This is a genomic window from Burkholderia sp. F1 (assembly GCF_050813845.1).
Lineage (GTDB): Bacteria > Pseudomonadota > Gammaproteobacteria > Burkholderiales > Burkholderiaceae > Burkholderia > Burkholderia ubonensis.
Map to the genome: position 1 here is coordinate 1,180,069 of NZ_CP172421.1, position 24,993 is coordinate 1,205,061.

The 24,993-nt window shown below is 66.5% G+C and carries 26 protein-coding genes and 1 pseudogene; 11 read left to right on the forward strand and 16 right to left on the reverse strand.

Going from position 1 to position 24,993, the window contains the following annotated elements:
• Positions 1–17 precede the first annotated feature (17 nt).
• Positions 18–488 (reverse strand): NINE protein, encoded by a 471-nt coding sequence (locus ACFIMZ_RS05750; RefSeq protein WP_431821787.1) that lies wholly within the window; start codon positions 486–488, stop codon positions 18–20.
• A gap of 125 nt (positions 489–613) precedes the next feature.
• Entirely contained in the window at positions 614–1,750 is a 1,137-nt protein-coding gene (locus ACFIMZ_RS05755; protein ID WP_431821788.1) for a PQQ-dependent sugar dehydrogenase, read from the reverse strand.
• 155 nt (positions 1,751–1,905) lie between these two features.
• Here ACFIMZ_RS05755 and rpsP point away from each other — a divergent pair, with 155 nt between their 5' ends.
• The 6 genes from rpsP (at position 1,906) to ACFIMZ_RS05785 (ending at position 6,035) form a co-directional block, all read left to right on the forward strand.
• The gene (rpsP, locus tag ACFIMZ_RS05760) at positions 1,906–2,160 is read left to right on the forward strand and encodes a 30S ribosomal protein S16 (RefSeq protein WP_010091769.1); all 255 of its coding nucleotides are present in this window, start codon (positions 1,906–1,908) and stop codon (positions 2,158–2,160) included.
• 42 nt (positions 2,161–2,202) lie between these two features.
• Positions 2,203–2,880 carry a ribosome maturation factor RimM gene (rimM, locus tag ACFIMZ_RS05765; protein WP_431821789.1) on the forward strand — a complete coding sequence of 226 codons (678 nt, stop codon included), beginning with the start codon at positions 2,203–2,205 and terminating at the stop codon, positions 2,878–2,880.
• Entirely contained in the window at positions 2,881–3,675 is a 795-nt protein-coding gene (gene trmD / locus ACFIMZ_RS05770) for a tRNA (guanosine(37)-N1)-methyltransferase TrmD (protein WP_431821790.1), read from the forward strand.
• A 136-nt stretch (positions 3,676–3,811) separates the two neighbouring features.
• Entirely contained in the window at positions 3,812–4,201 is a 390-nt protein-coding gene (gene rplS, locus ACFIMZ_RS05775) for a 50S ribosomal protein L19 (protein ID WP_042583436.1), read from the forward strand.
• An 89-nt stretch (positions 4,202–4,290) separates the two neighbouring features.
• Positions 4,291–4,977: a CoA pyrophosphatase gene (locus ACFIMZ_RS05780; protein ID WP_431821791.1), complete on the forward strand. Its 687-nt coding sequence runs from the start codon at positions 4,291–4,293 to the stop codon at positions 4,975–4,977.
• Between the two features lie 119 nt (positions 4,978–5,096).
• Positions 5,097–6,035 (forward strand): CobD/CbiB family protein, encoded by a 939-nt coding sequence (locus ACFIMZ_RS05785; protein WP_431821792.1) that lies wholly within the window; start codon positions 5,097–5,099, stop codon positions 6,033–6,035.
• A gap of 58 nt (positions 6,036–6,093) precedes the next feature.
• On the opposite strand, the gene ACFIMZ_RS05790 is transcribed toward ACFIMZ_RS05785, so the two are convergent.
• From ACFIMZ_RS05790 to ACFIMZ_RS05800, 3 genes are all read right to left on the reverse strand, one after another.
• Positions 6,094–6,411, reverse strand: a complete 318-nt coding sequence (locus tag ACFIMZ_RS05790; protein ID WP_431822430.1) for a DUF2007 domain-containing protein — start codon at positions 6,409–6,411, stop codon at positions 6,094–6,096.
• A gap of 74 nt (positions 6,412–6,485) precedes the next feature.
• A complete protein-coding gene (rsgA, locus tag ACFIMZ_RS05795; protein WP_431821793.1) occupies positions 6,486–7,433 on the reverse strand; it encodes a ribosome small subunit-dependent GTPase A in 948 nt (315 codons plus the stop codon).
• The gene (locus ACFIMZ_RS05800) at positions 7,430–8,689 is read right to left on the reverse strand and encodes a M48 family metallopeptidase (protein ID WP_431821794.1); all 1,260 of its coding nucleotides are present in this window, start codon (positions 8,687–8,689) and stop codon (positions 7,430–7,432) included. The genes rsgA and ACFIMZ_RS05800 overlap by 4 nt, the downstream gene beginning before the upstream one ends.
• Positions 8,690–8,806: 117 nt before the next feature.
• Here ACFIMZ_RS05800 and orn point away from each other — a divergent pair, with 117 nt between their 5' ends.
• Positions 8,807–9,427 (forward strand): oligoribonuclease, encoded by a 621-nt coding sequence (gene orn / locus ACFIMZ_RS05805; RefSeq protein ID WP_431821795.1) that lies wholly within the window; start codon positions 8,807–8,809, stop codon positions 9,425–9,427.
• 28 nt (positions 9,428–9,455) lie between these two features.
• Here the strand turns inward: orn and mog are convergent, their stop codons facing one another.
• Entirely contained in the window at positions 9,456–10,073 is a 618-nt protein-coding gene (gene mog / locus ACFIMZ_RS05810) for a molybdopterin adenylyltransferase (protein WP_431821796.1), read from the reverse strand.
• Positions 10,057–10,659, reverse strand: a complete 603-nt coding sequence (yjgA, locus tag ACFIMZ_RS05815; RefSeq protein ID WP_431821797.1) for a ribosome biogenesis factor YjgA — start codon at positions 10,657–10,659, stop codon at positions 10,057–10,059. The genes mog and yjgA overlap by 17 nt, the downstream gene beginning before the upstream one ends.
• Positions 10,660–10,835: 176 nt before the next feature.
• On the opposite strand from yjgA, the gene pmbA reads away from it, so the two are divergent.
• Positions 10,836–12,206 (forward strand): metalloprotease PmbA, encoded by a 1,371-nt coding sequence (gene pmbA, locus ACFIMZ_RS05820; RefSeq protein WP_431821798.1) that lies wholly within the window; start codon positions 10,836–10,838, stop codon positions 12,204–12,206.
• Between the two features lie 95 nt (positions 12,207–12,301).
• Here pmbA and ACFIMZ_RS05825 read toward each other — a convergent pair whose 3' ends face one another.
• From ACFIMZ_RS05825 to ACFIMZ_RS05865, 9 genes and pseudogenes are all read right to left on the reverse strand, one after another.
• Positions 12,302–12,802 (reverse strand): dihydrofolate reductase, encoded by a 501-nt coding sequence (locus ACFIMZ_RS05825; protein ID WP_431821799.1) that lies wholly within the window; start codon positions 12,800–12,802, stop codon positions 12,302–12,304.
• A gap of 144 nt (positions 12,803–12,946) precedes the next feature.
• Positions 12,947–14,323 (reverse strand): annotated as a pseudogene (locus ACFIMZ_RS05830) (sigma 54-interacting transcriptional regulator); the annotation flags it as partial.
• Between the two features lie 124 nt (positions 14,324–14,447).
• Positions 14,448–15,827 (reverse strand): hypothetical protein, encoded by a 1,380-nt coding sequence (locus ACFIMZ_RS05835; RefSeq protein WP_431821800.1) that lies wholly within the window; start codon positions 15,825–15,827, stop codon positions 14,448–14,450.
• A gap of 115 nt (positions 15,828–15,942) precedes the next feature.
• Positions 15,943–16,770 (reverse strand): peptidase C39, encoded by an 828-nt coding sequence (locus ACFIMZ_RS05840; protein ID WP_431821801.1) that lies wholly within the window; start codon positions 16,768–16,770, stop codon positions 15,943–15,945.
• 6 nt (positions 16,771–16,776) lie between these two features.
• On the reverse strand, positions 16,777–17,487 hold the full coding sequence (locus ACFIMZ_RS05845) for a C39 family peptidase (protein WP_431821802.1): 711 nt from the start codon (positions 17,485–17,487) through the stop codon (positions 16,777–16,779).
• A 70-nt stretch (positions 17,488–17,557) separates the two neighbouring features.
• Complete coding sequence (locus tag ACFIMZ_RS05850) at positions 17,558–19,003, reverse strand: cell wall anchor protein (RefSeq protein ID WP_431821803.1); 1,446 nt, start codon at positions 19,001–19,003, stop codon at positions 17,558–17,560.
• 24 nt (positions 19,004–19,027) lie between these two features.
• Positions 19,028–19,627: a hypothetical protein gene (locus tag ACFIMZ_RS05855; RefSeq protein ID WP_431821804.1), complete on the reverse strand. Its 600-nt coding sequence runs from the start codon at positions 19,625–19,627 to the stop codon at positions 19,028–19,030.
• Positions 19,624–20,109: a hypothetical protein gene (locus ACFIMZ_RS05860; protein WP_431821805.1), complete on the reverse strand. Its 486-nt coding sequence runs from the start codon at positions 20,107–20,109 to the stop codon at positions 19,624–19,626. Before ACFIMZ_RS05860 ends, ACFIMZ_RS05855 begins: the two co-directional genes overlap by 4 nt.
• Positions 20,110–20,155: 46 nt before the next feature.
• Positions 20,156–20,512 carry a hypothetical protein gene (locus tag ACFIMZ_RS05865; protein WP_431821806.1) on the reverse strand — a complete coding sequence of 119 codons (357 nt, stop codon included), beginning with the start codon at positions 20,510–20,512 and terminating at the stop codon, positions 20,156–20,158.
• A gap of 529 nt (positions 20,513–21,041) precedes the next feature.
• Here ACFIMZ_RS05865 and ACFIMZ_RS05870 point away from each other — a divergent pair.
• The 3 genes from ACFIMZ_RS05870 (at position 21,042) to ACFIMZ_RS05880 (ending at position 24,945) form a co-directional block, all read left to right on the forward strand.
• On the forward strand, positions 21,042–22,442 hold the full coding sequence (locus tag ACFIMZ_RS05870; protein ID WP_431821807.1) for a sigma 54-interacting transcriptional regulator: 1,401 nt from the start codon (positions 21,042–21,044) through the stop codon (positions 22,440–22,442).
• 41 nt (positions 22,443–22,483) lie between these two features.
• The gene (locus ACFIMZ_RS05875) at positions 22,484–23,455 is read left to right on the forward strand and encodes a thymidylate synthase (RefSeq protein WP_431821808.1); all 972 of its coding nucleotides are present in this window, start codon (positions 22,484–22,486) and stop codon (positions 23,453–23,455) included.
• A 108-nt stretch (positions 23,456–23,563) separates the two neighbouring features.
• A protein-coding gene (locus tag ACFIMZ_RS05880; RefSeq protein WP_431819772.1) for an IS3 family transposase occupies positions 23,564–24,945 on the forward strand; the annotation gives its coding sequence in 2 pieces (ribosomal slippage) (positions 23,564–24,044 and positions 24,044–24,945; 1,383 coding nt in all).
• Positions 24,946–24,993: the final 48 nt, after the last annotated feature.

Below are 24,993 nucleotides of genomic sequence, written 5' to 3' on the forward strand. Positions count from 1 at the left end.
GCGTCGCTTCAGTTTATTTATTGCGAGATCTGCTTGGCCGCTTCGACCTGAGACTCGAAATACGTCTGGAACGAGAGGGCGAGCGCCGTCATCAGCAGGAACGCGCCGATCAGCAGCGAGAAGATCACGACGAAGATCACCATCCAGCCGGAACGGCTGTGCCTGCCGGTGTCCGCATTGAATTGCGCGTCCCACTTTTCATCCGGACGCAGGCCGTAGACGATGGCCGCAAGGAAGGCCGCCAGCAGCGAAATCGCGCCGGGCAGCGCCAGCCACCAGCCGAGGCCGGCGGTGCGCTGGGTCGCGGCGAGCAGCAGGAAGCCGGGAATGCCGACGATCGTCGCGAGCAGATGGGCCCAGCCATAGACGTCCCGAAAGCCGTACAGATAGAAGCGATGCGCGCCGATCGAGCCGAACAGGAACGCGAGGGCGGCGGTAAGCGTCTTGGAGCGGAAGCGGCGGATCGGGGCGGTGCTGCTGCTGGACATGGATGGGCGGGCGTAATGTCGTTGGAATGGGGCGCTGGAATGGGCCACCGGAGACGCGGCGCCGGCGTGCGGCGCCGGCACGCATTCTACGATGCGGTGGTGGAGGCGGTCACCCCCGCTCTGCGTCAAGGTGCCGCATAGGTGATGCGGTAGATCGCGCCCGCGTAGTCGTCGCTGACGAGCAGCGAGCCGTCGGGCAGCGCCAGCACGTCGGCCGGGCGGCCCCACACGGTGCCGTCGGGCCGCAGCCAGCCGGTCACGAACGGCGTTTGCCGCGCGTGGCTGCCGTCGGAGGACGCCACGACGCGCATCACGCGATAACCGACCTTGGTGCTGCGGTTCCACGAGCCGTGTTCGGCGATGAAGATGTTGTTGCGATACGCGGCTGGAAACATCGAGCCGGTATAGAAGCGCATGCCGAGCGAGGCGACATGCGCGCCGAGCTTCAGCACGGGGCCCGTGTAGTGGCGGCACGCGTCCTGGCTGCCGTACTCGGGATCGGGCGTGTCGCCGCCGTGGCAATAGGGGAAGCCGAAGTCGAGGCCCGCGTGCGGCGCGCGGTTGAGCTTGTCGTCCGGCACGTCGTCGCCCATCCAGTCGCGGCCGTTGTCGGTAAACCACAGCTCGCCCGTGTCCGGATGCCACGCGAATCCGACCGTATTGCGCACGCCGCGCGCGACCACCTCCCGGTGACTGCCGTCCGGATTCATGCGCGCGATGATCGCGAACCGGTTGCGGTCGGCGAGGCATACGTTGCATGGTGCGCCGGTCGGCACGTACAGCCTGCCGTCCGGCCCGAACGCGATGAATTTCCAGCCGTGATGGTGCTCGGCCGGCAGCGCATCGGTGACGACCACGGGCTTCGGCGGTGCGGCAAGCTGGTCGTCGATGCGGTCGAGGCGCACAATGCGCGATACGGCCGACACGTACAATGCGCCGTCCCGGTAGGCGACGCCGACCGGCATGTCGAGCCCGGACGCGATCACGAAATGCGCACTGATCTGGCCCTCCCGCATCACGAGTGCATGCACGCGGCCCTCGCGGGTGCCGACATACAGGATGCCACGCGGCGACCACGCCATTTCCCGTGCAGTCGGCACCGCATCGGTGAGCAGCGACACGTGGAAACCGGGCGGCACGACGAGTTCGCTCACCGGCAGGTCGGCGGCGAACGTCGATGCGGAGGCGAGACAGGCGACACCGGCAACGAGCGCCGCAACGCGACGCTGCGCGCGGCGCGCCACGGCGCAAAGCGGCGGCATGGCGGGACGGCGGACGGTCCTGGACAGGCCGATTGTATGCCCGCCGGTCGGGCGTTCGCGGATTTTTTGCGCGTAAGTGTTTGTTGTGCCTCTGGTTTCCAGCTATAATCGCACGTTTCAGTAGTTTCGAACCCGGTTTTCCCGAAGGATTTCATATGGTTATCATCCGTCTGGCTCGCGGCGGCTCGAAGAAGCGCCCGTTCTACAACATCGTCGCTACCGATTCGCGCAACCGTCGTGACGGCCGCTTCATCGAGCGCGTCGGCTTCTACAACCCGGTCGCTACGAAGGGCGAATCGCTGCGTATCGCTCAGGATCGCCTGACGTACTGGCAAGGCGTTGGCGCACAACTGTCGCCGACCGTCGAGCGTCTCGTGAAGCAAGCGCAGAAGGCGCAGCCGGCTGCCTAACATGGCACGGTGTGCCGGTCGTGCCGGCTGTGAGGTGCATTGATGGCGGGTCACGATACCGGTAACGCAAGGCGCGGGCGAGCGTCGTTCGGCGCATTCGTCCGCAAGCCGGTCGAGCGCGGTGCTGCCGCGAACGCCGGCGCGGCTGCCGAGCAGGGCAGCCTCGAAGCGGTGCAAGGCTGGCCCGACGACGCCGTCGAGGTCGGGGCGGTGGTCGATGCCTACGGCCTGAAGGGCTGGGTCAAGGTGATGACCCACGCTGACGCCGGTCGCGGTGGCGACGCGCTGCTCAACGCGCGCTGCTGGTGGCTGGAAAAAGGTGCGGAGCGGCATGCCGTCCGCATCACGCAGGCGAAGACGCACGGCGACACGGTTGTCGCGCATCTCGCCGGTCTGGGCGATCGCGATGCCGCGCTGGCTTTGCGCGGCTTTCGCGTGTCCGTGCGCCGGGAAGACTTTCCGGTGCTGGACGCAGACGAGTTCTACTGGGTCGACCTGATCGGTCTCGACGTCGTCAACGAGCAATCGGTGGCACTCGGGAAGGTGATCGGGATGATCGACAACGGCGCGCATTCGATCATGCGCATCGAATATCCGGCGACCGGGAAAGACGGCCAGCCGGCGCCTGCCGAGCGGTTGATCCCGTTCGTCGGCGTGTACGTCAAAACGGTCGATCAGGCGGCGCGTCGCATCGTCGTCGACTGGGAAGCCGATTATTAAATGAACCAGGTTACGGAGAGCGCGGTGCAGTTCGATGTCGTCACGCTCTTTCCCGAAATGTTCCGTGCGCTGACCGACTGGGGCATCACCAGCCGGGCCGTGAAGCAGGGCAGCTTTGGGTTGCGTACCTGGAACCCGCGTGATTTCACGACGAACAACTACCGCACGGTCGACGATCGGCCGTACGGTGGTGGTCCGGGCATGGTGATGCTGGCGAAGCCGCTCGAGGCTGCGATCGACGCCGCGAAGGCGGCGCAGGCGGAGCAGGGCGTCGCGAGCACACGTGTCGTGATGATGTCGCCGCAGGGCGCGCCGCTCACGCACGATCGTGTCGTGCGGATGGCGCAGGAGCCGGGCGTCATCGTGCTGTGCGGCCGCTACGAAGCGATCGACCAGCGTCTGCTCGACCGCTGCGTCGACGAGGAAATCAGCCTCGGCGACTTCGTGCTGTCGGGCGGCGAGCTGCCGGCGATGGCGATGATGGATGCGGTCGTGCGCCTGCTGCCCGGCGTGCTGAACGATGCACAGTCGGCCGTGCAGGACAGCTTCGTCGGCGGCCTGCTCGATTGTCCGCATTACACGCGGCCCGAGGAATACGAGGGCTTGCGCGTGCCGGACGTGCTCCTCGGCGGCCATCATGCCGAGATCGAGCGCTGGCGGCGCCAGGAAGCATTGAGGAATACGTGGCTGAAGCGTCCGGACCTGATCGACCGGGCGCGTCGCGACAAGTTGCTGAGCCGTGCCGACGAGGCATGGCTCGCGAACCTCGCACGCGAAGCGAAGAACGCCTCCTGAGGCGGTGTGCTAGCGGGCGGGAATTGGCGGTGCCGTGCATGCGTGCGCGGCGCCTGATGTGAATCCATCCTCTATCGGGGCCAGGCCTGGGAACGGGCGGGCGCAAACGCCGACAAGATGGTTTTAGGAGTCAGTGATGAATCTGATTGCAAAGCTTGAGCAGGAAGAAATCGAGCGCGCGCTCGCAGGCAAGACGATCCCCGAATTCGCCCCGGGCGACACGGTGATCGTGAACGTGAACGTGGTTGAAGGTAACCGCAAGCGCGTTCAGGCTTACGAAGGCGTCGTGATCGCGAAGCGCAACCGTGGCCTCAACTCGGCGTTCATCGTCCGCAAGATCTCGTCGGGCGAAGGCGTTGAGCGTACGTTCCAGACCTACTCGCCGCTGCTGGCGAGCATCGTCGTGAAGCGTCGCGGCGACGTGCGTCGCGCGAAGCTGTACTACCTGCGCGAGCGTTCGGGCAAGTCGGCTCGAATCAAGGAAAAGCTGGTGTCGAAGGATCGCACCGCAGCTGCCCAGGCGTAAGAGCTGTAAGGAAAAAGCACCCACCCGGGTGCTTTTTTCATTCTGGCGCGACAATACGCTCATATCGACTCGAATCAAGAGAGCCCCCGTTGACTCGCCGCCTCATCATCGATCCCGAAGTGCTGCCGGTCGAAGGCACCAGCGCCGGCCTGCCGCCCATCGATCGCGAACGGATGACGCCATCCGGCATGCGCGACCGCTTTGCCCGTCAGCTTGAATGGACCGTCGAACCCTTCGAATCCCGCATCCTGGAAGGCGTCGATCCGCGCAGCGCGGCCGTGCTCGTGCCGCTCGTCGTCCGTGAAGCCGGCCTGACCGTGCTGCTCACGCAGCGTGCCGATCACCTGAACGACCATGCCGGACAGGTCAGCTTTCCCGGCGGCCGGCGCGAGCCGTTCGACCGTGACGCGACCGCGACGGCGTTGCGCGAGGCGAAGGAGGAGATCGGGCTCGCCGGCGAGCAGGTCGAGATCCTCGGCGCGTTGCCGGACTACCTGACGGGCACCGGCTTTTGCGTGACGCCGGTCGTCGGTCTCGTGCATCCACCCTTCACGGTGCAGGCGGACACGTTCGAAGTCGCCGAGATCTTCGAGGTGCCACTCGCGTTCCTGATGAATCCGGCGAACCATCAGATCCGCATATTCCATTGGGACGGCGGCGAGCGTCGTTTTTTTGCGATGCCTTATCCGCGCGGCGACGGGGGCGGCGATTACTTCATCTGGGGCGCAACTGCCGCCATGTTGCGCAATCTGTACCGCTTCTTGGTCGCGAAATGATCGCGCGCGCCGTTCCGCGCCCGCGGCCGGCCCCTGGCCGTGGGCGTCGGCAGCCATGCCCGGCTTACGCTGTGCTATCGTTATGCAAAAAATGACATAACCCGAAGACGGCGCTACGCATGACTTTCTTTTCGGTTCTTCTCGCCCTCATCATCGAACAGGTCCGCGCGTTGTCGCCGAGCAATCCGGTGTTCGCCCTGTTTCAGTTTCATGCGGAAACCGTCGCGCATGGCCTCGACGCAGGCAAGCAGAAGCACGGCATCCTTGCCTGGCTCGCGGTCGTGCTGCCGTGGGTGCTGGTCGTCGCGCTGATCTATTTCCTGCTGTACAAGGTGAGCTTCGTGCTCGCCTTCCTGTGGAACGTCGCCGTCGTGTATTTCACGCTGGGCTTCCGCCAGTTCAGCCATTACTTCACCGATATCCATCTCGCGCTCAACAACGACGACGTGCCGCGCGCGCGCGAAATCCTGCACGAGTGGACGGGCATCGACACGGTCGACATGCCGGTCGGCGAGATCGTTCGCCACACGCTGATCCATGCGGTCGTCGCATCGCATCGCCACGTGTTCGGCGTGTTCTTCTGGTACGTGCTGCCGGTCGGCCCGGCAGGCGCGGTGCTGTATCGCATTTCCGAATACCTGGCGCGCAGCTGGTCGGCGCAGGCCGACGATCGCACCGCCGCCTTCTCGACGTTCGCCCAGCGCGCGTTCTTCGTGATCGACTGGGTGCCCTCGCGGCTGACTGCGCTGGGCTTCGCCATCGTCGGCAACTTCGAGGATGCGATCTACGCGTGGCGCAACCACACACGCCAGTGGCCCGACCCGAACGACGGCGTGCTGCTGGCAGCGGGCAGCGGCGCGCTCGGCGCGCGGCTGGCCGGGCCGCTCGCCGAGCCGTCGAGTCTCGACGCGCTGGCGGTCGGCGACAGCGGCCCGTTGACGGTGGGCGACGATTGCACGCCGCGCACGCTGCAGTCGGCGGTCGGCCTCGTGTGGCGCGCGGTGATTCTGTGGATGATCCTGCTGCTGATGCTGACGATCGCGGTCTGGGTGTCCTGAAGCAGGGCCCGGAACGGAATGCACAAGGCCGGCTCGACGCCGGCCTTTTTGCTGTGCCTCAGCCGTCGCGCGGGTCGCGCGCCGCGCCGCAATGCCAGCAGGCGGTAAATTGCGCTTCGAGCGACTCGCCGCACTGCGGGCAGCGCCAGGGTGTCGCGCCGGCCGCCGGGCCGCGCGACGCGGCGTCGAGGAGGCGCCGCGCAAGCGCTTCGTCGCGTTCGTCGTCGAGCCACACTTCGGGCGCGCATGCGTCGGCCGGCAGGCCGCCGAGCGCGCCCGTCGCATAGCGGTTGTGCAGCTCGCAGCCGATGCCGGCCGCCTCGAGGACGTTGGCCCAATGCTGCGCGGTCGCGAGATCCGGCGCCTTGAAACGCATCATGGCTCCTGTCGGTAATGGCCGGGCAATGGGCATTGCGCAGGGGAGGGCACCCCGTGCGCACCGTCCGGACGTCAACGCACGACCTGGCTCGCCTCGTGCACCAGTTGCGCGTACAACGCGTGCCGCGACGGCACGATGCGGCCGTCGGCGACGGCTTCAAGGATCGCGCAGCCCGGCTCGTGCAGATGATGACAATTATAGAAACGGCAGTCCGCGAGCAGCGGGCGGAACTCCGGAAACGCGCGCTCGAGGCGCCCTTCCGTCAGATGATAGAGGCCGAATTCCTGGAAGCCCGGCGAATCGATCAGCGCGCCGTCGCTGCCGGGCAGCGGATAGAGTCGCGTAAACGTCGTCGTGTGCCGGCCGCTGTTCAGCGCCGCCGAGATCTCGCGGGTCGCGGCTTCGGCGTCGGGCACGAGCAGGTTCACGAGCGTCGACTTGCCCATTCCCGACTGGCCGAGCAGGATCGTCGAATGGCCCGCCAGATGCGGCAGCAGCTGCGCGCGGGCATCGTCGGGCGCGCCCTTGACCGAGAGCTCCAGCACATCGTAGCCGAGCGCGCGATACGGCGCGAGCCGTTCGCGGGCGACCGGCAGCGCGGCCTCGACGTCGATCTTGTTCAGCACGACGAGCGGCTTCAGGTCGTTCGCCTCGGCGGCAATCAGCGCACGCCCGAGCAGGTCCTCGCTGAAATAGGGCTCGGTCGCAAGCACGATCAGCAGCTGGTCGAGGTTGGCCGCGAACAGCTTCGACTTGAACTGGTCGGAGCGATACAGCAGGTTGCGGCGCTCGCCGATCTCGACGATCACGCCCTGGTCGGCGGACGTGCGCTCGTAGGCGACGCGGTCGCCGACCGCGACGTCGCTCTTCTTGCCGCGCGGGAAGCACTGCAGCATCGGGCCGCCTTCGTCGGGCGCGACGATGTAGTGGCGGCCATGCGCCGCGATCACGCGGCCTTCGGCGCGTTCCGCGCCCGAGGCGCGCGGGGCCGGCTTGCGGGGGGAGGTCGGCCGGCTCATGCGCGCTGCAGCAGCCGGTCGATCCGCTGCGACGCGGGCGGGTGCGAATAGTAGAAGGCCGTGTAGACCGGGTCGGGCGTCAGCGTCGACGCGTTGTCCTCGTACAGCTTCACGAGCGCGCTGACGAGATCCTGCGCGTCGGTCTGGCTGGCGGCGAACGCGTCCGCCTCGAATTCGTGCTTGCGCGACGTGAGGCTGCCGATCGGCGTCGCAAAGAACAGGAACACGGGGATCGCGAGGAAGAACAGCACGAGCGCCGCGCCGGCGTTGCTGGAGTCGAGCGACGGCGTGACGCCGAGCCCCGTGTAGAACCACACGCGCTGCGCGAGCCAGCCGAGCAGCGCGAGCAGCGCGAGGCTCAGCACGAACGACACGAGCATGCGCTTCATCACGTGGCGGCGCTTGAAATGGCCGAGCTCGTGCGCGAGCACGGCCTCGATCTCCTCGCCGGACAGGCGCGCGAGCAGCGTGTCGAAGAACACGATCCGCTTCGATGAGCCGAAGCCGGTGAAGTAAGCGTTTCCGTGTGCGGACCGGCGGCTGCCGTCCATCACGAACAGGCCCTTTGCCGCGAAGCCGCAGCGCTTCATCAGAGACTCGATGCGCTCGCGCAGCGCGTCGTCCTTCAGCGGCTCGAACTTGTTGAAGAGCGGGGCGATGAAGCTCGGGTAGATCAGCAGCACGAGCATCTGGAATGCAACCCAGACGATCCACGTCCACAGCCACCACAGGCTGCCGGCCTGGTTCATCAGCCACAGCACGACGAACAGCAGCGGCAGGCCGAGCGCGGCGCCGAGCAGCATGTTCTTCAGCATGTCGGTGAAGAACAGGCGCTTGGCCATCCGGTTGAAGCCGAAGCGCTGCTCGATGCCGAACTGGCGGTAATACTCGAACGGCACGTCGACCACGCTCGTGATCGCGAACACCGCCGCGACGAGCGCGACCTGCTGCCCGTAGCCGCGGCCGAGCCAGCCGGACAGCAGCGCATCGAGCGCGCCGACGCCGCCGAGCAGCGTGAGACCGACCAGTACGGCCGCGCTGACGACGATCTCGAGCATCGTCAGCCGGGTGCGCTCGACGGTGTAGTCGGCCGCGCGCTGGTGCGCGGACAGCGGGATGGTCGCGCTGAAGCGGGCAGGGACGCGGTTGCGGTGCGCGGCGACGAAGCGGACCTGCCGCGACGCGAGCCACAGCTTGGTGACGACCATCGCGAGCACGGCGAGCGCGAACAGCAGGGTGAACGAAAAAGGTGACATCGAAGGCGCCAAAGGGTTCTATGCGAGAATTATATGTTCTTGCGGACCGGGCCCGCTGACGCGAAACCGGCCGCCGGGGCGGCGCCGCGCGCCGTCCGCCATTTTCCAGGATGACTCATGACCGATACCCCCGCTTCCGCCAGCCAGCCCGAACTCGTGCGCAACGAGTTGAACCTCGTCTGGCTCGACATGGAAATGACGGGCCTCGACCCGGATAACGACCGCATCATCGAGATCGCGGTCGTCGTGACCAATTCGACGCTCGAGATCGCGGTCGAAGGCCCGGTGTTCGCGATTCATCAGAGCGATGCGACGCTCGCGAAGATGGACGACTGGAACAAGGGCACGCATGGCCGCTCGGGCCTGATCGACCGCGTGCGCGCGTCGACCGTGACGGAAGCGGACGCCGCCGCGCAGCTCCAGGCATTCCTCGCGCAGTACGTATCGCCCGGCAAGTCGCCGATGTGCGGCAACTCGATCTGCCAGGACCGCCGCTTCATGGCGCGCTGGATGCCGGACTTCGAGCGCTTCTTCCACTACCGCAACCTCGACGTCAGCACGCTCAAGGAGCTGTGCCGCCGCTGGCAGCCGGCGATCTACAAGGGCTTCCAGAAGCGTGCGATGCATACGGCGCTGGCCGACATCCACGAGTCGATCGACGAGCTGAAGTACTACCGCGAGCATTTCCTGATCCCGGCCACGCCGGCGCCGGCCGGCGAATCCGCGCCGGCCGCCTGAGCGGGCCGGCTCGCTCAGGCGCACCGCGTCAGCGCGGCGCGCGCTGCGCGCTCTTCGGCCGGAACGCCGCGACCACCGCGGCGTCGGTCTCGATGTACGGGCCGCCGATCAGGTCGACGCAGTAGGGCACCGCGGCGAAGATGCCGGGCACGGTGGTCCGGCCGTCCGCGTCGCGCAGCCCTTCGAGGGTTTCCTTGATCGATTTCGGCTGGCCCGGCAGGTTGATGATCAGCGCCGCATGGTCGGCCGTCTCGCGGATCACCGCGACCTGCCGCGACAGGATCGCGGTCGGCACGAAATTCAGGCTGATCTGCCGCATCTGCTCGCCGAATCCCGGCATTTCCTTCGTCGCCACCGCGAGCGTCGCCTCGGGCGTCACGTCGCGGCGCGCCGGGCCGGTGCCGCCCGTCGTCAGCACGAGGTCGCAGCCGGCCGCGTCGACCAGCTCGACGAGCGTCGCGGAGATCGTCGCGGCGTCGTCCTGGATCAGCCGCGTCTCGGCGCGCCACGGCGAGCTCAGCGCGGCGGCGAGCCAGTCCTGCAGCGCCGGAATGCCCTTGTCCTCGTAGACGCCGGTGCTCGCGCGGTCGCTGATCGACACGAGGCCGACCACCAGCTCGTCGGGGTGGTTACGCTTCGTCGCCATGATCCTCTCCGGCGGACTCGTCTTCCTCGTCGTCCGCGCCGGGCGTGCCGCTCGCGGTCTTGATCCATTGGAACAGCTCGCGGAAGTAGCGCGGCGGCTTGTTCTGCTGCGCCTCCCTGCGGGCATTGCGGATCAGCGTGCGGCCTTCCTGCACGTCGGCGTCCGGATGCTGGCGCACGAATTCCGTCAGCGCGTCGTCGTCGGCCAGCAGCTGCTCGCGGGTGCGTTCGATCCAGTGCAGGCGGGCCGTCGCGGCCTTGTTCACGCCGCGCTGCGCGTCGAGCGCGGTGCGCAGCGCGGCCGTCTCGTCGTCGGTCAGCGAGCGCATCACGCGGCCGACGTACTGGAGCTGGCGGCGCTTGCCTTCGTGATCGGTGATGCGGCGCGCTTCGCGCACCGCATCACCGAGGTCTTCGGGCATCGGCATGCGCTTGAGCGCATCCTTCGGCAGGTCGACGAGCGCCTGGCCGAGTTCCTGCAGCGCGTGCATGTCGCGCTTCAACTGGGATTTGCTGGGGCGATCGTAGCCGTGGCCGGCGTCGTCGTCGGCGTGCTCGATCGGCTGAATACGGGTTTTGCGTGTCATGGGCGGCATTGTATCGCGCCGCGGCCGCCCCCAGCTTCTCCGTTCCGGTATCCTGGCCCTGAAATGAAACGGCCCGCAACGCTCGCTGCGTTCGCGGCCCGGCGCACACTGATATGATCGCGGGACACGACATTTTGAACACGCGGGCCGCGAGCCCGTCACCGGATAAAACGAAGATGGCTGCCAATCTCGACACCCAAGCGCGCTATTTCCCGCATACGCAGGATCAGCTGAAAGAAATCGCCTCGGACATCCTCCGGCACGCGAAGGCGCTCGGCGCGTCGGACGCCGCGACCGAAATCTCCGAAGGCGACGGCCTGTCGGTGTCGGTGCGCCGCGGCGAGGTCGAGACGATCGAGCACAACCGCGACAAGATGGTCGGCGTGACCGTGTTCATCGGCAAGAAGCGCGGCAATGCGAGCACGTCGGATTTCTCGCCGGCCGCGATCAAGGACACCGTCGCCGCCGCGTACAACATCGCACGCTTCACCGCCGAGGACGATGCGGCCGGGCTCGCCGAAGCCGAGCTGCTCGAGACGGCGCCGCGCGACCTCGACCTCTACCACCCGTGGGAGCTGTCCGCCGACGACGCGGTCGAGATCGCCCGCCGCGCGGAAGACGCCGCGTTCGCGGTCAGCCCGCAGATCCGCAATTCGGAAGGCGCGAGCGTGTCCGCGCAGCATTCGCAATTCGTGCTCGCGACGTCGCGCGGCTTCCTCGCCGGCTACCCGTATTCGCGCCACTACATCGCATGCGCGCCGATCGCCGGCAGCGGCCGCCACATGCAGCGCGACGACTGGTACACGTCGAAGCGCAGCGCGGCCGACCTCGCGGCGCCGGAAGCGGTCGGGCGCTATGCGGCCGAGCGCGCGCTCGCGCGGATGGGCGCGCGCCGCCTCGACACCCGCAAGGTGCCGGTGCTGTTCGAGGCGCCGCTCGCGGCCGGGCTGCTCGGCGCGTTCGTGCAGGCGGTGAGCGGCGGCGCGCTGTACCGCAAGACCTCGTTCCTCGTCGACAGCCTCGGCAAGCCGGTGTTCGCGCCGCACGTGCAGATCGTCGAGGATCCGCACGTGCCGCGCGCGATGGGCAGCGCGCCGTTCGACGAGGAAGGCGTGCGCACGCGCGCGCGCAGCGTCGTCAAGGATGGCGTGGTCGAGGGCTATTTCCTGTCGACCTACTCGGCGCGCAAGCTCGGCACGCAGACGACCGGCAACGCCGGCGGCTCGCACAACCTCGCGCTGCGCAGCAGCAACACGCAGTCGGGCGACGATTTCGACGCGATGCTGAAGAAGCTCGGCACGGGCCTGTTGCTGACCGAGCTGATGGGGCAGGGCGTGAACTACGTGACGGGCGACTATTCGCGCGGCGCGGCGGGGTTCTGGGTCGAGAACGGCGTGATCCAGTACCCGGTCGAGGAGATCACGGTCGCGAGCACGCTGCAGGAGATGTTCCGGCGCGTCGTCGCGATCGGCGCGGACTCGATCGTGCGCGGCACGAAGGAAACCGGCTCGGTGCTGATCGAGCAGATGACGATCGCCGGGCAGTAAGCCGCGTCGCGTGGCCCGCGCCGTCCAGGCGGGGGTCACGACAAGAAAAGCCCGGTGCAGTTCTGAACTGCACCGGGCTTTTTCATGAGCGCGCGTCAGCCGCGCTTTTTCTCGTAGACGACGAACGCGTAGCCGAACGTGTTCGGCGCGGCGGCCTGGTGCGGATCGCGCGACACTTCCTGCCAGTGCGCGGGATCGGGTGCGGGGAACGACGCGTCGCCGTCGAAGTCGGCGTCGATCTCGGTGACGACCAGCTTGTCGGCGAGCGCGAGGCCTTCCGCATAGAGCTGCGCGCCGCCGATCAGGAACGCTTCGGGCGCGCCGTCGCGCGCGGCGAGCGCGAGCGCGTCGGCGAGCGACGTGACGGTGTCGCAGCCGTCGAAGCGGCGCGACGCGTCGCGCGTGACGACGATGTTGCGGCGCCCCGGCAGCGGCCGGCCGATCGATTCGTGGGTCTTGCGGCCCATCACGATCGGCGCGCCCATCGTCGTGCGCTTGAAGAAGGCGAGATCCTCCGGAAGTTTCCAGGGCAACTGGTTGTCGCGGCCGATGATGCCATTGCGGGCGCGCGCGACGATCAGGGTCAGCGTCGTCATGTGAGGGGAGAAAGGGGAAAGCCGGAATGGCGCCGATTCTACCGGATTGAGGGCATGCGCCGGGCGCAGCGCACACCGGCGCGCAGCGGCGCGGGCCGCGCTGCCGGACGCCACGCATGCACGACGTCGCGCATGCGTGCGCGCCTATTGTCCGTGCTCGTCGTCGCTCGCCGCCGAGTGCTGCTCGGCGCCGGACGGGTCGCGCAACCCGTGCGCGCCCATCAGCCGGTAGAGCGTGACGCGCGAAATGCCGAGCTCCGCGGCCGCTTCCGCGAGCCGGTGCCGGTGGCGCAGCAGCGCCGCTTCGATCGCGCGTTTCTCCGCGTGTTCGCGGGCTTCCGCAAGCGTCGTCGATTGCTGCGCCGTGTACTGTCCGAGATCGAGATCGGCCGCCGAGATCAGCCGGCTGTCGGCCATCACGATCGCGCGGCGGATCCGGTTGATCAGTTCGCGCACGTTGCCCGGCCACGGATAGTTGTACATCGACTCGACCGCGCAAGGCGTGAAGCCGCGGATCTTGCGCGCGCCGTCGCTGCGGAATTTCAGCAGCACATGATGCGCGAGCAGTTCGATGTCCTTGCCGCGCGCGCGCAGCGGCGGCTCGTCGATGCGCAATACGCACAGCCGGTGGAACAGGTCCGCACGAAACCGGCTCTCGCGCATCGCCGCCTCGAGGTCGACGTGGGTCGCCGAGATGATCCGCACGTCGATCGGGATCGATTCGTGGCCGCCGAGCCGCTCGATCCTGCCTTCCTGCAGGAAGCGCAGCATGCTCGCCTGGCTCTCGAGCGGCATGTCGCCGATCTCGTCGAGGAACAGCGTGCCGCCGTGCGCGGCCTCGACGCGGCCGACCTTGCGCTGGTTCGCGCCGGTGAACGCGCCGCGCTCGTAGCCGAACAGTTCGGACTGCAGCAGGTGATGCGGAATCGCGCCGCAGTTGATCGCGACGAACGGTGCCTTGCGGCGCACCGAGCGCTCGTGGATCGCGAGCGCGGTCAGTTCCTTGCCGGTGCCGGATTCGCCGGAGATGAACACGGTCGCGTCGGTGTTCGCGACCTTGCGGATCGTGCGGAACAGCTGCTGCATCGCGTCGCAGGTGCCGACCATCTCGTCGTCGCCGGTCGCCGCCACGTCGGTCGCGAGCTCGAGATCGCACAGGGTCACCATCCCGTACGCATGGCCGACCAGATAGTCGATCGTCGTATGCGTCGGCGGCCCCTTCACGTAGTCGAAGCAGCACTGGCGAATCAGCTTGCGAATGTCGGGCTCCGCGAGGCGCACGGGATCGGCGAGTGCGATCCAGCCGATTTGCTGATGGCGCAGGATCGGCTCGAGGGCGGCGATGTCGCGCGGCGCGAAGCCGTCGAGATCGACGATGCCCGCATGCGCGAGCTCGGGCTTTACGAGCCGCTGTGCTTCGTGCGCGGATTTCGCGCACAGCACGTCCCAGCGCCGCTCCCGCAGATGTGTGACGAGCGCCGCGTCGGGATGGCGCGACAGATACACGAGTGGCCGGACTGCGGGCAGCTGACCGGTCCCGGCCCCGTCCGAGTGCGCGATCGCCAGTCGCGGCACGATGCCCGGAGGGGGGATTGATGAGACGGAGCGGGAGTCGTGCACGATAACCTCGCTGTGGTGGCGCGCTTCAGAACGTGTACGGGAAGCGCAGGCCGACGACGAAGTTCGGCGCGTCGGGCGTGAGCCCGATCGCGACCGACGCGTTCATCGTCAGGTGCTTGTTGAACACATGGTTGAGGCCGAAGCCCAGCGTCGACGCCGTCGTCTGGCTGCCCGGCACGCGCTGCCAGTCGCCGCCGGGCGCCTGCGTCCGGGTCGATGGTTCGATTGCCATCGTGTAGGAGATGCTTGCCGAGTCGCGCTCCGAGAACGCGAGCGCGACGCCGCCGCCGAACTGGACGATGTCGCCGAGCTTCACCTTCGCGGGCTGCGTCTGGCCGACCACCGAAGAGATGTCGGAGAACGAGCGCGCGACGTTGTATGTGTAGGACACGCTGCCGAACAGCACGACCGGGTCGTAGGTCTTCAGCGCCGACACGCCGGCCGTGATGCTCCAGAAGCCGGTGCCGGTCGGCAGCTTGCTCGGCGCGACGAGGTTCGTGTTGTTCGGGTCGGACTGCAGCAGCTTGATGCCGAACGGCGACGTGCCGGTCGGCGACTTCACGCGCAGGCTGCCGACGATGTCCGGCACGCTGCCGTGTTCCTTCACGAACTGGTAGTAGATGCCGAAGTTCACGTCGCCGAGCGCGTGGGAACTCACCGACGTGTCGGACAGCGTATTCGCCGCGCCGCCCGCGCCGCCGTTGATGAAGGTCGACGTGCGGTACATGTACGGCACGTCGACGTCGACGCTGACGCGGTCGGCGAGCCCGTAGCGGACGTCCACGTCGGACATCAGCTGGTGCGACTTCGTCTGGCCGAGGTTCAGGTTGCCGAGGAAGATCGCGTCGAGCGCGAGGAAGCCGGAAAGCTGCAGTTGCCGCCGGTCGTAATAGGTATCGCTGATTCCCCAGTCGATCGTGAGTTTCCGGTCGAACAGCGGCGCGTGCTCGCGCTGCGCGACCGCTTCCTCGGCGGCCGTGCGAGTGGGTTCCGCGGCCTTCTGCGTGGTGCCGATCGCGCCGGGCGCGCCCGTTTCGGCGGTGCCCGAGCCCGCGGGCGGCGGCGGATTGACCGGCACGCCGGTCGCGGTGCCGGTGCCTTCGCCGGGCGCGGGCGTAACCGGCGTGTACTGCGACATCAGCGTCGCGGGCGCGGCTTCGCCGGGGCCACCCGGTTCGCCGCGCCCGCGACGCGCCATCTCGAGATCGACGACCTGGCGTTCGAGCGCGTCGATCTTGCGCTGCTGTTCATCGACGACTTTCATCAGTGTGTTGAGCCGTTGTTCGAGCGATTGGTCGGCGAGCGCCTGTGCGTGGGCGCATTGCATGAAAACGAAGCAGAGAACCGCGGCCGGAATGGCGGCAAGCGCGGCGCGCGGCTGATCTGTTGACGACTTGTGAGACATTTCCTTCCCCCCGGATGGAACGGCTGCGAAACGGACCAAGGGGTCCGCTCCGCGGCCGCTTGATACTGCACACGCAAGCGGTGCAAGTACGCAGGTGCGGCTCGCGCGCCGCCTGTCATCTCCTCAAGAGGGCGCTGTTTCGCAGCGCCTGCAGGACGCCCATCTGACGGAGCGTCTCGGGTGACATCTGTTGCGTCTGCAACAGGATCTGCAACTGGTTCGAGACGACCTGCCGATTGCCGGCGATCTGCAACAGTTGCGCGATCGAGCCGGCCTGCTGCTTGGCTGCCGGATTGATCGACTGGGTAGCGAGCCCGGCGGGCGTCTGCAAGGCGAGCGAGACCCCGTTGCCGGTGAACGAGACCCCGGCCTTCACCGTGCCCGACGTATCGGTCGCGAACGCGCTCGTGTTGGACGTCGAGCCGGGCAGCGGGGCCGACGACGGGTTTTGCGCGTTGAAATCGATGACGGTGGCGTTGGTGCCGGCGTTGTTGTTGCCCGCGACCTGCGTGACCTGCGAGATGCCGTTGACCGATACCGATTGCCCGCCGGTGGCGACGGCATGCGGGTTGGCGCCGCTTGGCGCGTCGTTGCCGTCGACGACCTTCGCGAGCGTCGTGACATGCGCGCTGCGCTGGTTGGCGGCATTCGTGGTGGCCGACAGCGTGCCTTGCGCGATCGCAAGGGCGCCGTTCGGCAACTGCCATTGGGATACCAGGTTCACGACGACCCCGGAAATCATCGACGCGTCGGCATATTTGCCGGTCTGGCGGGCGAGGATGTCGTCGTCGACGAGCTGCATGGCCAGTGCAGGCAATCGATTGTCGAACGGACGTGAAGCATTGAGCGCGCCGGGCGTGTTCTCGGCTGCAACGGCGCTGCTCGCGTAGCCGCACATGGTGGCGCACCATGCGAGGCAGAGCGGCGAGAGGTAGCGTTTCATGACGGGTCAGAACAAGTCTGCCTTGATCAAGCCGAATTCGACGAAAGGAATCGCGGCGGAGCCCGTGTTGAGCGCCTGATCGCGCAACTTCAGCGCCAGCGATTCGTTGTTCTGCAAAAGAGGCGAGTCCTCCCTGAACGGTTTGCCCAGCACGGCGAATACGAGGCCGTTCCAGGTCTGCGCGAAATCCTGTTCGAGCACGATGCGGTTGCCGAGCGCCGGATCGGCGATGAAGATCCGGCCGTTTTCCGCATGCTTGACGATCACGAAATGCTCGTAGCCGTCGAGATTCATCAGCACGAGCACGGGAATCTGCAGGTGGTACAGCGCGTCGATGCCGACCCGGAAGCCGCGGCCGTGCAGGCCCAGCGTTTCGACGAACTTCTTCATGTCGAGCATCGAGAAGCCGTTCTTGACCACGACTTCGGGCGTCGAGAACGCCATCATCCGCCGGATCAATTCGGTTTCCGGAATGTCGATGCCGTAGCCGTACTTGAGCAGCGTCGCAAGCGCGGCCGAGCCGCAGCTGAAGTCGAATTGCTGATTGACGACGTCGCGATAGCGCAGGTCGCGAATCGATTGCAGATGCTTCGTGAGCGGCACGCCCACGAGCGTCGACGCATCGATGCTCGATTGCGCAACCGCTGCCGCGCACCAGACACCGCTTGCGAAGGCGACGGCAATGCGCAGCGACCTTTGCCCACGTTCCCCGTACATGCTGTTCTCCTGCTGCGCGCCGCGCCCCACGACAGGCGGCACGGCGCGCATTCCCCCCCGGTTGCAACGATCAGTGACCGTTGTTGAGCGCCGCGATCGCGAGACCGTTGTGCTGCAGGTTGCCGACGCCGCCGGCGATGTTCACGCCGATGTTGCCGGTCGCGTTATGCAGCGTGTTCGCGCCGAGCGTCGCGCTGCCTTCGAAGCGTCCGCTCGCCGCCGCCGCCGCGTTCTGCGTGTTGTCGTCGGTCGCCACCATCGCGACCGTCTGCGCTTGTGTCGCATTGACGGTCGTCACGGAACCGGCCAGGCTGTTGTTCTGCACGTTGCCGATGCCCGACGCGACGTTGACGCCGACGTTGCCGGACACATTCGACAGCGAGCCGTCGCCGACCGTGGCGTTCAGCTTGAAGTTGTTGACGCTGGCTGAGCCTGCCGACGACTGGCTGCTGAAGATCTGCGCATTGCCGAACACGTTGCCGATATCGACCGACGCGAGCGAGACGTCGTTGCTCTGCGCGTTGTCGATGCCTTCCGCGACGTTCACGCCGAGGTTGCCGGTGACGCCGGTGGCGGCGTTGGCTCCGGTGCCCGCGTTCAGCACGCCCGCATGGCGGGTGTCGACGTAGTGCGTGACGCTCCCCGTCGTCGTCACGTCGGTCTTGTCGAGGTCGACGTTGTAGCTCCACGACTTGCTCTTCGAGAACGTTTCGGACTTGCTCTTCTCGTACGACTTGCTCGACGATTCGGTCGACGCCATCTGGTCGTGATGCACGCGTGCCTTGTACCCGGATTCGCTTTCCGACTCGCTCTTGTTCCACGACGCGCTCGACATGTCGGTGTGCGACTTGCTCTTCGACGATGCGTTGTCCCACGCGACGCCGGCTGCGCCTGCCACATAGAGGCTGCCGTTGAAGTTCTGGTCCTCGCTGCTGCCGCCGTTGCGGCGGTTGCCGGTGTGGGTATGCGTCTCGCTTTCGCTGGCGGACGCGGCGACCGTGACCGTCAGCACGCCCGCGACGGCCTTGTGGCCGCTGCTGGCGCTCGTGTCCGTCGACGACGAAGAGTGCTGCGAGTCGTGGCTCCCCTGCGACTTCTCGTTTTCGCCCGACGCCCATGCCGTCACGCTGAGCGAATCGTGCGACGACGAGCGCGATTCGCTCGACTTCGACGACGACATCTTCCTGAACGACTCGTTCGACGAGAACGACGAGCTGCCCGTTACCGAGACGTTCTTGTCCTCGTTGTTGAAGGTCGTCGTGACTGCACCCATCGAGTAGCTGTGATAGTTCGGGTCGAGCGACGTCCCTTCGGGGAGCATCACGGTCTGGTTGTTGTTGATGACCGCGCCCGCCGTGCTGGTCACGGTCACGCATCCGAAGATCCGGACCCAGCCGCGAATGCCGACCGTTTCGGTCACGCCGGTCGTATTGAACAGAAATGCCTTCGGCGGGGCGGCATAGACGGAACCGGCCGCTGTCAAGAGGACCGCCGCTGCGATGAGAGTGCGCTTCATAGTACGCTCCGTTACGGTGATGGCTTAATTAAAAAGAGTGCCCGCCGGGGGACGGAGCACAAAACTGTTTGCCGTCGCATTACCGGCGCCGGAGGTCTGGTTGACTTGCACGATGCCGCTGATATGCTTGAAAGCGTCGCCGCTAATCGACGCCTCGGGCATACCCCGCCCGCCCACCGGGAGTCCCGGTCCTCCGTGTCCTGGGGCTGCCTCGGATAGTTCGGTATCCGAGACAGCCCTCACTTCCGCGCCCAGCGTGCCGAGCACGGTGCTGTTGCGCTGAAGATTTCCCGCCCCTGCGCTCTGGTTCACCATCAATGCGCCTGAGATATTCGAAAAGGCCGAGCCGTCGATGCGCGTCGTCGTATTGCCGACTTGCGCATGCGCGGTGGCCGATTGCGTGAGGCCGACGTAGCCGGCGCCGAGCGCGAGCTGATTGCTCTGCGCATTGTCGAGGCCGGCCGTTTCGTTGATCGTGATGGCGCCGGTCGCGCCGTTGCCTGCGCCGGTTGCGATCGTCGCGTTGCCGCTGACGACCGGCGTGCCTTGCGCGAGTGCGCCGTGGGCGGCGAGCGCGGCAAGCAACGCGAGCGCGAGCGGAGCGCGTAGCGTGCGTGCGCTCATTTCACCGCTCCCAGTGCGCTCGTCAGCGGGGCCAGTGCGCCCGTCACCGAGCTCGAGATCATGCCGCCGATGCCGCCCGTCGGCGTCGGCGCGCCGCCGATCGCGCCGCGCACGATCGCGCCGCCGCCCGCATCACCCGCGAGCGTGCGTGTGATGGCCTGCATTCCCGTGTCGCCAAGGATGCCGCCGGCCGCGACGCCGTTCGAGCCGTGCGCGTTCGTGAGATCGATATCGGACACCATCGTCGCCATCATCGGATTGAAGGTATTGGCCGGGAACGTCGTCGCGCGCACGAGAACGCGATCCTGATCCTTCGGCACGTTGTCGTAGGCGACGCGGGGCGTGATGTCGCGCATCACGATGATGTCGCCCGGGTTGACGACTTGCGCCTGTGCGGATGCCGGGCTGCATGCGATGCCGGTGAGCGCCGCGCACAGCGCGGCGAGCGTCGGACGGCCAAGCGAAAACAGCGGAACGTTCATGGCGGATCCCTCGGTTGACGCATCGATCGACGAGTGTCGGTGTCGGTTACTTGCGCGTATAGCTCGCGTTGTTGCCTTGCATCGCGCGCTGCGCGTCGACCGGAATCGGCATCGGGGCAGGGGGCACGATTTCGTCCCACAGCGTGACCGACGCACCGCCGGACCCCAGTTGGGGCGCCGAGACCGTCACGACGCCCGGCGCGCGGCCGCGCTGCCTGCCGAGCGTGTCCTCGTCGAGCGGCACATAACGCTTCATCCACGTAGCGTCGGCGAGCGGGGACGCAAACGTTGCGACCGGCTCGTCCGGTTGCGTGGCTTCCTGGGCGGCTGCCACGATCGGCAGGCACGCGGCTGCGAGCGCGATCGCCGTCGAGGCGAGAGAGAGGCTAAGGAGGTGTCGCATGGCATGTCTCCGGTGTGCCGGGTATTCTGCGAATTGCATGCCATCGACCGCAGACCGTTGTCGCGATTGCGGCTCGCAAATCGGCGTTGCGAATCGCTCGCGAAAACGCGGGAAAAATGTTTCAGGCCTGAAACGGAGGCACTTGGGAATACTGCGGATTCAAGCAATCCGCAGCAGGGTTGAAAATCAACGCTAAGTGTCGACGTGAAAAGCGCGCGAACGCATGCGGCTATATGCAGAGGAATGCCGCATGCCGAGCGCGGCCGATCGTCGGTCACGGGGCGAGGCGCTGAAATCGGTTTGTCTTATTCGTCGCCCGTAACTAAGCTGGTTTCATCAAAACAACGACACGCTAAGAAGTCGCGGGCCATCCGCGACATTGACGAGCGCCATCGTGCGAGGCATGGCGTCGCCTTGCATTGGAATGGCGAATCGAGCCGACCCCTGGGCGTGGACCCGATTCGATCCTTTGGGCACGTGACTTGACGTGCAACGGCAATCATTGGACGGTTGATGAACGGGGGAGCATATGGAAGCCGAGACACGGCATGTGATCTATTTTTCACGGGAGCCGAGTGATGCATTGCGTGGGCACTTCGACAGGCGCGGGTGGCGTGTCGATCTCGCGGACACCGTCCGCGATGTGCGGCGCGTCGTGCAGCAGGGCGTCGCGACGGCCGGGCTGCTCGATTTCTCGTCGGGCTTCAGGCCGGGCGACCTGCGCGAACTCGAGCCCTGCCTGACGATTCCGCGCATCGGCTGGATTGCCGCCACGCAGCGCGGCCAGCTCCAGGACGCCGCGCTGCGGCACGTGATTCGCGACTACTGCTTCGATTACGTGACGATGCCGTTCGAGACGTCGCGCATCGTCGAGACGATCGGCCATGCGCACGGGATGGTCGCGCTGACCGATCCGGTCACGCCGCAGCCGGGCGCCGGGCGCGGCGAAGGCGAGATGGTCGGCACCTGCGAGGCGATGCTCGCGCTCTTCAAGATGATTCGCCGGGTCGCGACGACCGATGCGCCGGTGTTCATCTCGGGCGAGTCGGGCACCGGCAAGGAGCTGACGGCCGTCGCGATCCACGAGCGCTCGCCGCGCGCGCAGGCGCCGTTCGTCGCGATCAACTGCGGCGCGATTCCGTCGACGCTGCTGCAGGCCGAGCTGTTCGGCTACGAACGCGGCGCGTTCACTGGCGCGAACCAGCGCAAGACCGGTCGCGTCGAGGCTGCGCACGGCGGCACGCTGTTCCTCGACGAGATCGGCGACCTGCCGCTGGAAAGCCAGGCGAGCCTGCTGCGCTTCCTGCAGGAAGGCAAGATCGAGCGGCTCGGCGCGCACGCCTCGATTCCGGTCGACGTGCGGGTGATCTGCGCGACCCATGTCGATCTCGTGGCGGCGATGCGCGAAGGGCGTTTTCGCGAGGACCTGTTCCACCGGCTGTGCGTGCTGAAGATCGAGGAGCCGCCGCTGCGCGCGCGCGGCAAGGACATCGAGGTGCTCGCGCGGCACATGCTCGAACGCTTCAAGGGCGATTCGCACCGCCGCCTGCGCGGCTTTTCGCCCGACGCGATCGCGGGGCTGTACGGCTATGCCTGGCCGGGCAACGTGCGCGAGCTGATCAACCGTGTGCGCCGCGCGATCGTGATGTCGGAAGGCCGGACGATCACCGCGGCGGATCTCGAGCTGGGCGACTATGCGGTGCTGGCGCCGGTGTCGCTGGTCGAGGCGCGCGAGGCGGCGGAGCGGCACGCGATCGAGCATGCGCTGCTGCGGCATCGGGGCCGGTTCGCCGACGCGGCGCGCGAGCTTGGCGTGTCGCGCGTCACGCTGTACCGGCTGATGTGTGCGCACGGGATGCGCGAGCGCGGCGATGCCGCGCTGGCCGGGTTCTCGGCGCCGCTGCCGGAGCTTCCGCGGCACGCTTGCTAGAATTGGCGGGTGCGGCCGCCCTCGCGGCCGAAGGAACCCGCATGAAACAGTATCTCGATCTCGTTCGCACCATTCTCGACACCGGCACCTGGCAGGAGAACCGCACGGGCATCCGCACCATCAGCATGCCCGGCGCGATGCTGCGCTTCGACCTCCAGCAAGGCTTTCCGGCCGTGACGACGAAGAAGCTCGCGTTCAAGTCCGCGATCGGCGAGCTGGTCGGCTTCCTGCGCGCGTCGCGCAGCGCCGCCGATTTCCGCGCGCTCGGCTGCAAGGTGTGGGACGCCAACGCGAACGAGAACGCGCAATGGCTCGCGAATCCGTACCGGCAGGGCGTCGACGATCTCGGCGACGTGTACGGCGTGCAATGGCGCCGGTGGCCCGGCTACAAGGTGCTCGACGCGGGCGCCGACGCGCAGATCGCCGACGCGACCAGCCGCGGCTTTCGGATCGTCACGCGTTTCGACGAGGACGGCGCGCCGAAGGTGCTGTTGTACAAGGCGATCGACCAGCTGCGCCAGTGTCTCGACACGATCATGCAGAACCCGGGCGACCGCCGCATCCTGTTCCACGGGTGGAATCCGGCGGTGCTCGACGAGATCGCGCTGCCGGCCTGCCATCTGCTGTACCAGTTCCTGCCGAACGTTGCGAAGCGCGAGATCTCGCTGTGCCTGTACATCCGCAGCAACGACGTCGGACTCGGCACGCCGTTCAACCTGACGGAAGGGGCGGCGCTGCTGGCGCTCGTCGGCCGGCTGACCGGGTATACGCCGCGCTGGTTCACGTATTTCATCGGCGACGCGCACATCTACGAGAACCAGCTCGACATGCTGCAGCAGCAGCTCGCGCGCGAGCCGTACGAGAGCCCGCGGCTCCTGATCGCCGATCGCGTGCCGGAGTACGCGCAGACGGGCGTGTACGCGCCCGAATGGCTGGAGAAGGTCGAGCCGTCCGACTTCTCGCTCGTCGGCTACCGGCATCATGAGCCGCTGACCGCGCCGATGGCCGTCTGAGCGCCGCGCGCGACGCGCGTCCCGCTTCGTACGAAGGCCCGACCCGGCTTGCGCTGGCTGAACTGAACCCCCGGAGTTGGACATAGGTCCGACCCTTGGGGTTTTTTCATGTTGAAGCACGACGAGCGATTAAAGCTCAAAGTAGTGAAGCAGTATTTGGCGGGAGGGATAGGCTTCAGAGCCTTGGCCCAGGCCCATGGGGTGGGCCGAACCTTGGCGCGGCAGTGGGTTGCGGAGTACAAACTGCACGGTATTGATGGGCTGCGCCGCAAGGGTCACAGCGAGTACAGCGCGCAATTCAAGCGTGAGGCGCTGGAGCGTATGCAGCGAGAGAATCTGTCCCGTACGCAGATGCAGGCGATACTGGGCATCCGAGATCCTGGAGCACTTGCCCGTTGGGAACGCCAGTATCATGACGGCGGTTTCCCAGCCCTGTTACCGCGCCCCAAGGGGCGCCGCCCCAACAAGATGTCGACTTTACCGCCTACCGAACCTACGCCGTCGGACGCCGAATCGGATACCCGTACCCGCGAGCAATTGCTCAAGGAGAACGAATACCTGCGCGCGGAGGTGGCCTATCTAAAAAAACTCGATGCCTTGATTCGGGCGGAGCAACGTCAGACACGACGCGCAAAGCGCAAGTAGTGCTCGAATTGAGGCAAGACCATGCATTGGCCATCCTGCTGGACGTAGCGGGATTGGCGCGCAGTACTTTTTACTACCAGCAGAAAGCGCTTCAAGCCGGAGATCGTTACGCCGGGCTCAAGCAACGCATCCGTGCGATCTACGAGTCCCACCGGGGCCGGTATGGCTATCGGCGTATCACGGCGGTAGTCCGACAGGCTGGAGAACAGATCAATCACAAACTGGTTCGGCGCTTGATGGTTCAGCTCGGCTTGAAGTCGCTGGTGCGGCCGAAGAAGTACCGCTCCTATCGAGGAACGGTAGGCCGTGTTGCCCCGAACCTGCTCAACCGGCAATTCAAGGCGCAGCGACCTAACGAGAAGTGGGTCACGGATGTCACCGAATTCAACGTGAAAGGCCGCAAGCTATACCTGTCGCCGGTGATGGATCTGTATAACGGGGAGATCATTGCCTGGCAGAGTGCTGTCCAGCCGACCTTCGATCTGGTTGGAAGCATGCTGAGCAAAGCGTTCTCCCGTCTCGGGCAAGGCGAGCGCCCTCTGCTGCATTCCGATCAAGGATGGCAGTACCAGATGGCTGCCTATCGAAGACTGCTGGATCAGCGGGCGATTCGCCAGAGCATGTCGCGCAAGGGCAACTGCCTGGACAATGCCGCGATGGAAAGCTTCTTTGGTACGCTCAAGGCAGAGTTCTTCCACTTGAACGAGTTCGACAGCGTTGAACAGCTACAGGCTGGGATCCAGCAGTACATCCATTACTACAACCACGAACGTATCCGGCTGAAACTAAAAGGGCTGAGTCCTGTGCAGTACAGAACTCAGCCCTTCTTGGCCCAGCATTCTTGAACCGTCCAACTTCCGGGGTTCAGTTCACTGGCCGGGCCTTTTGTTCAC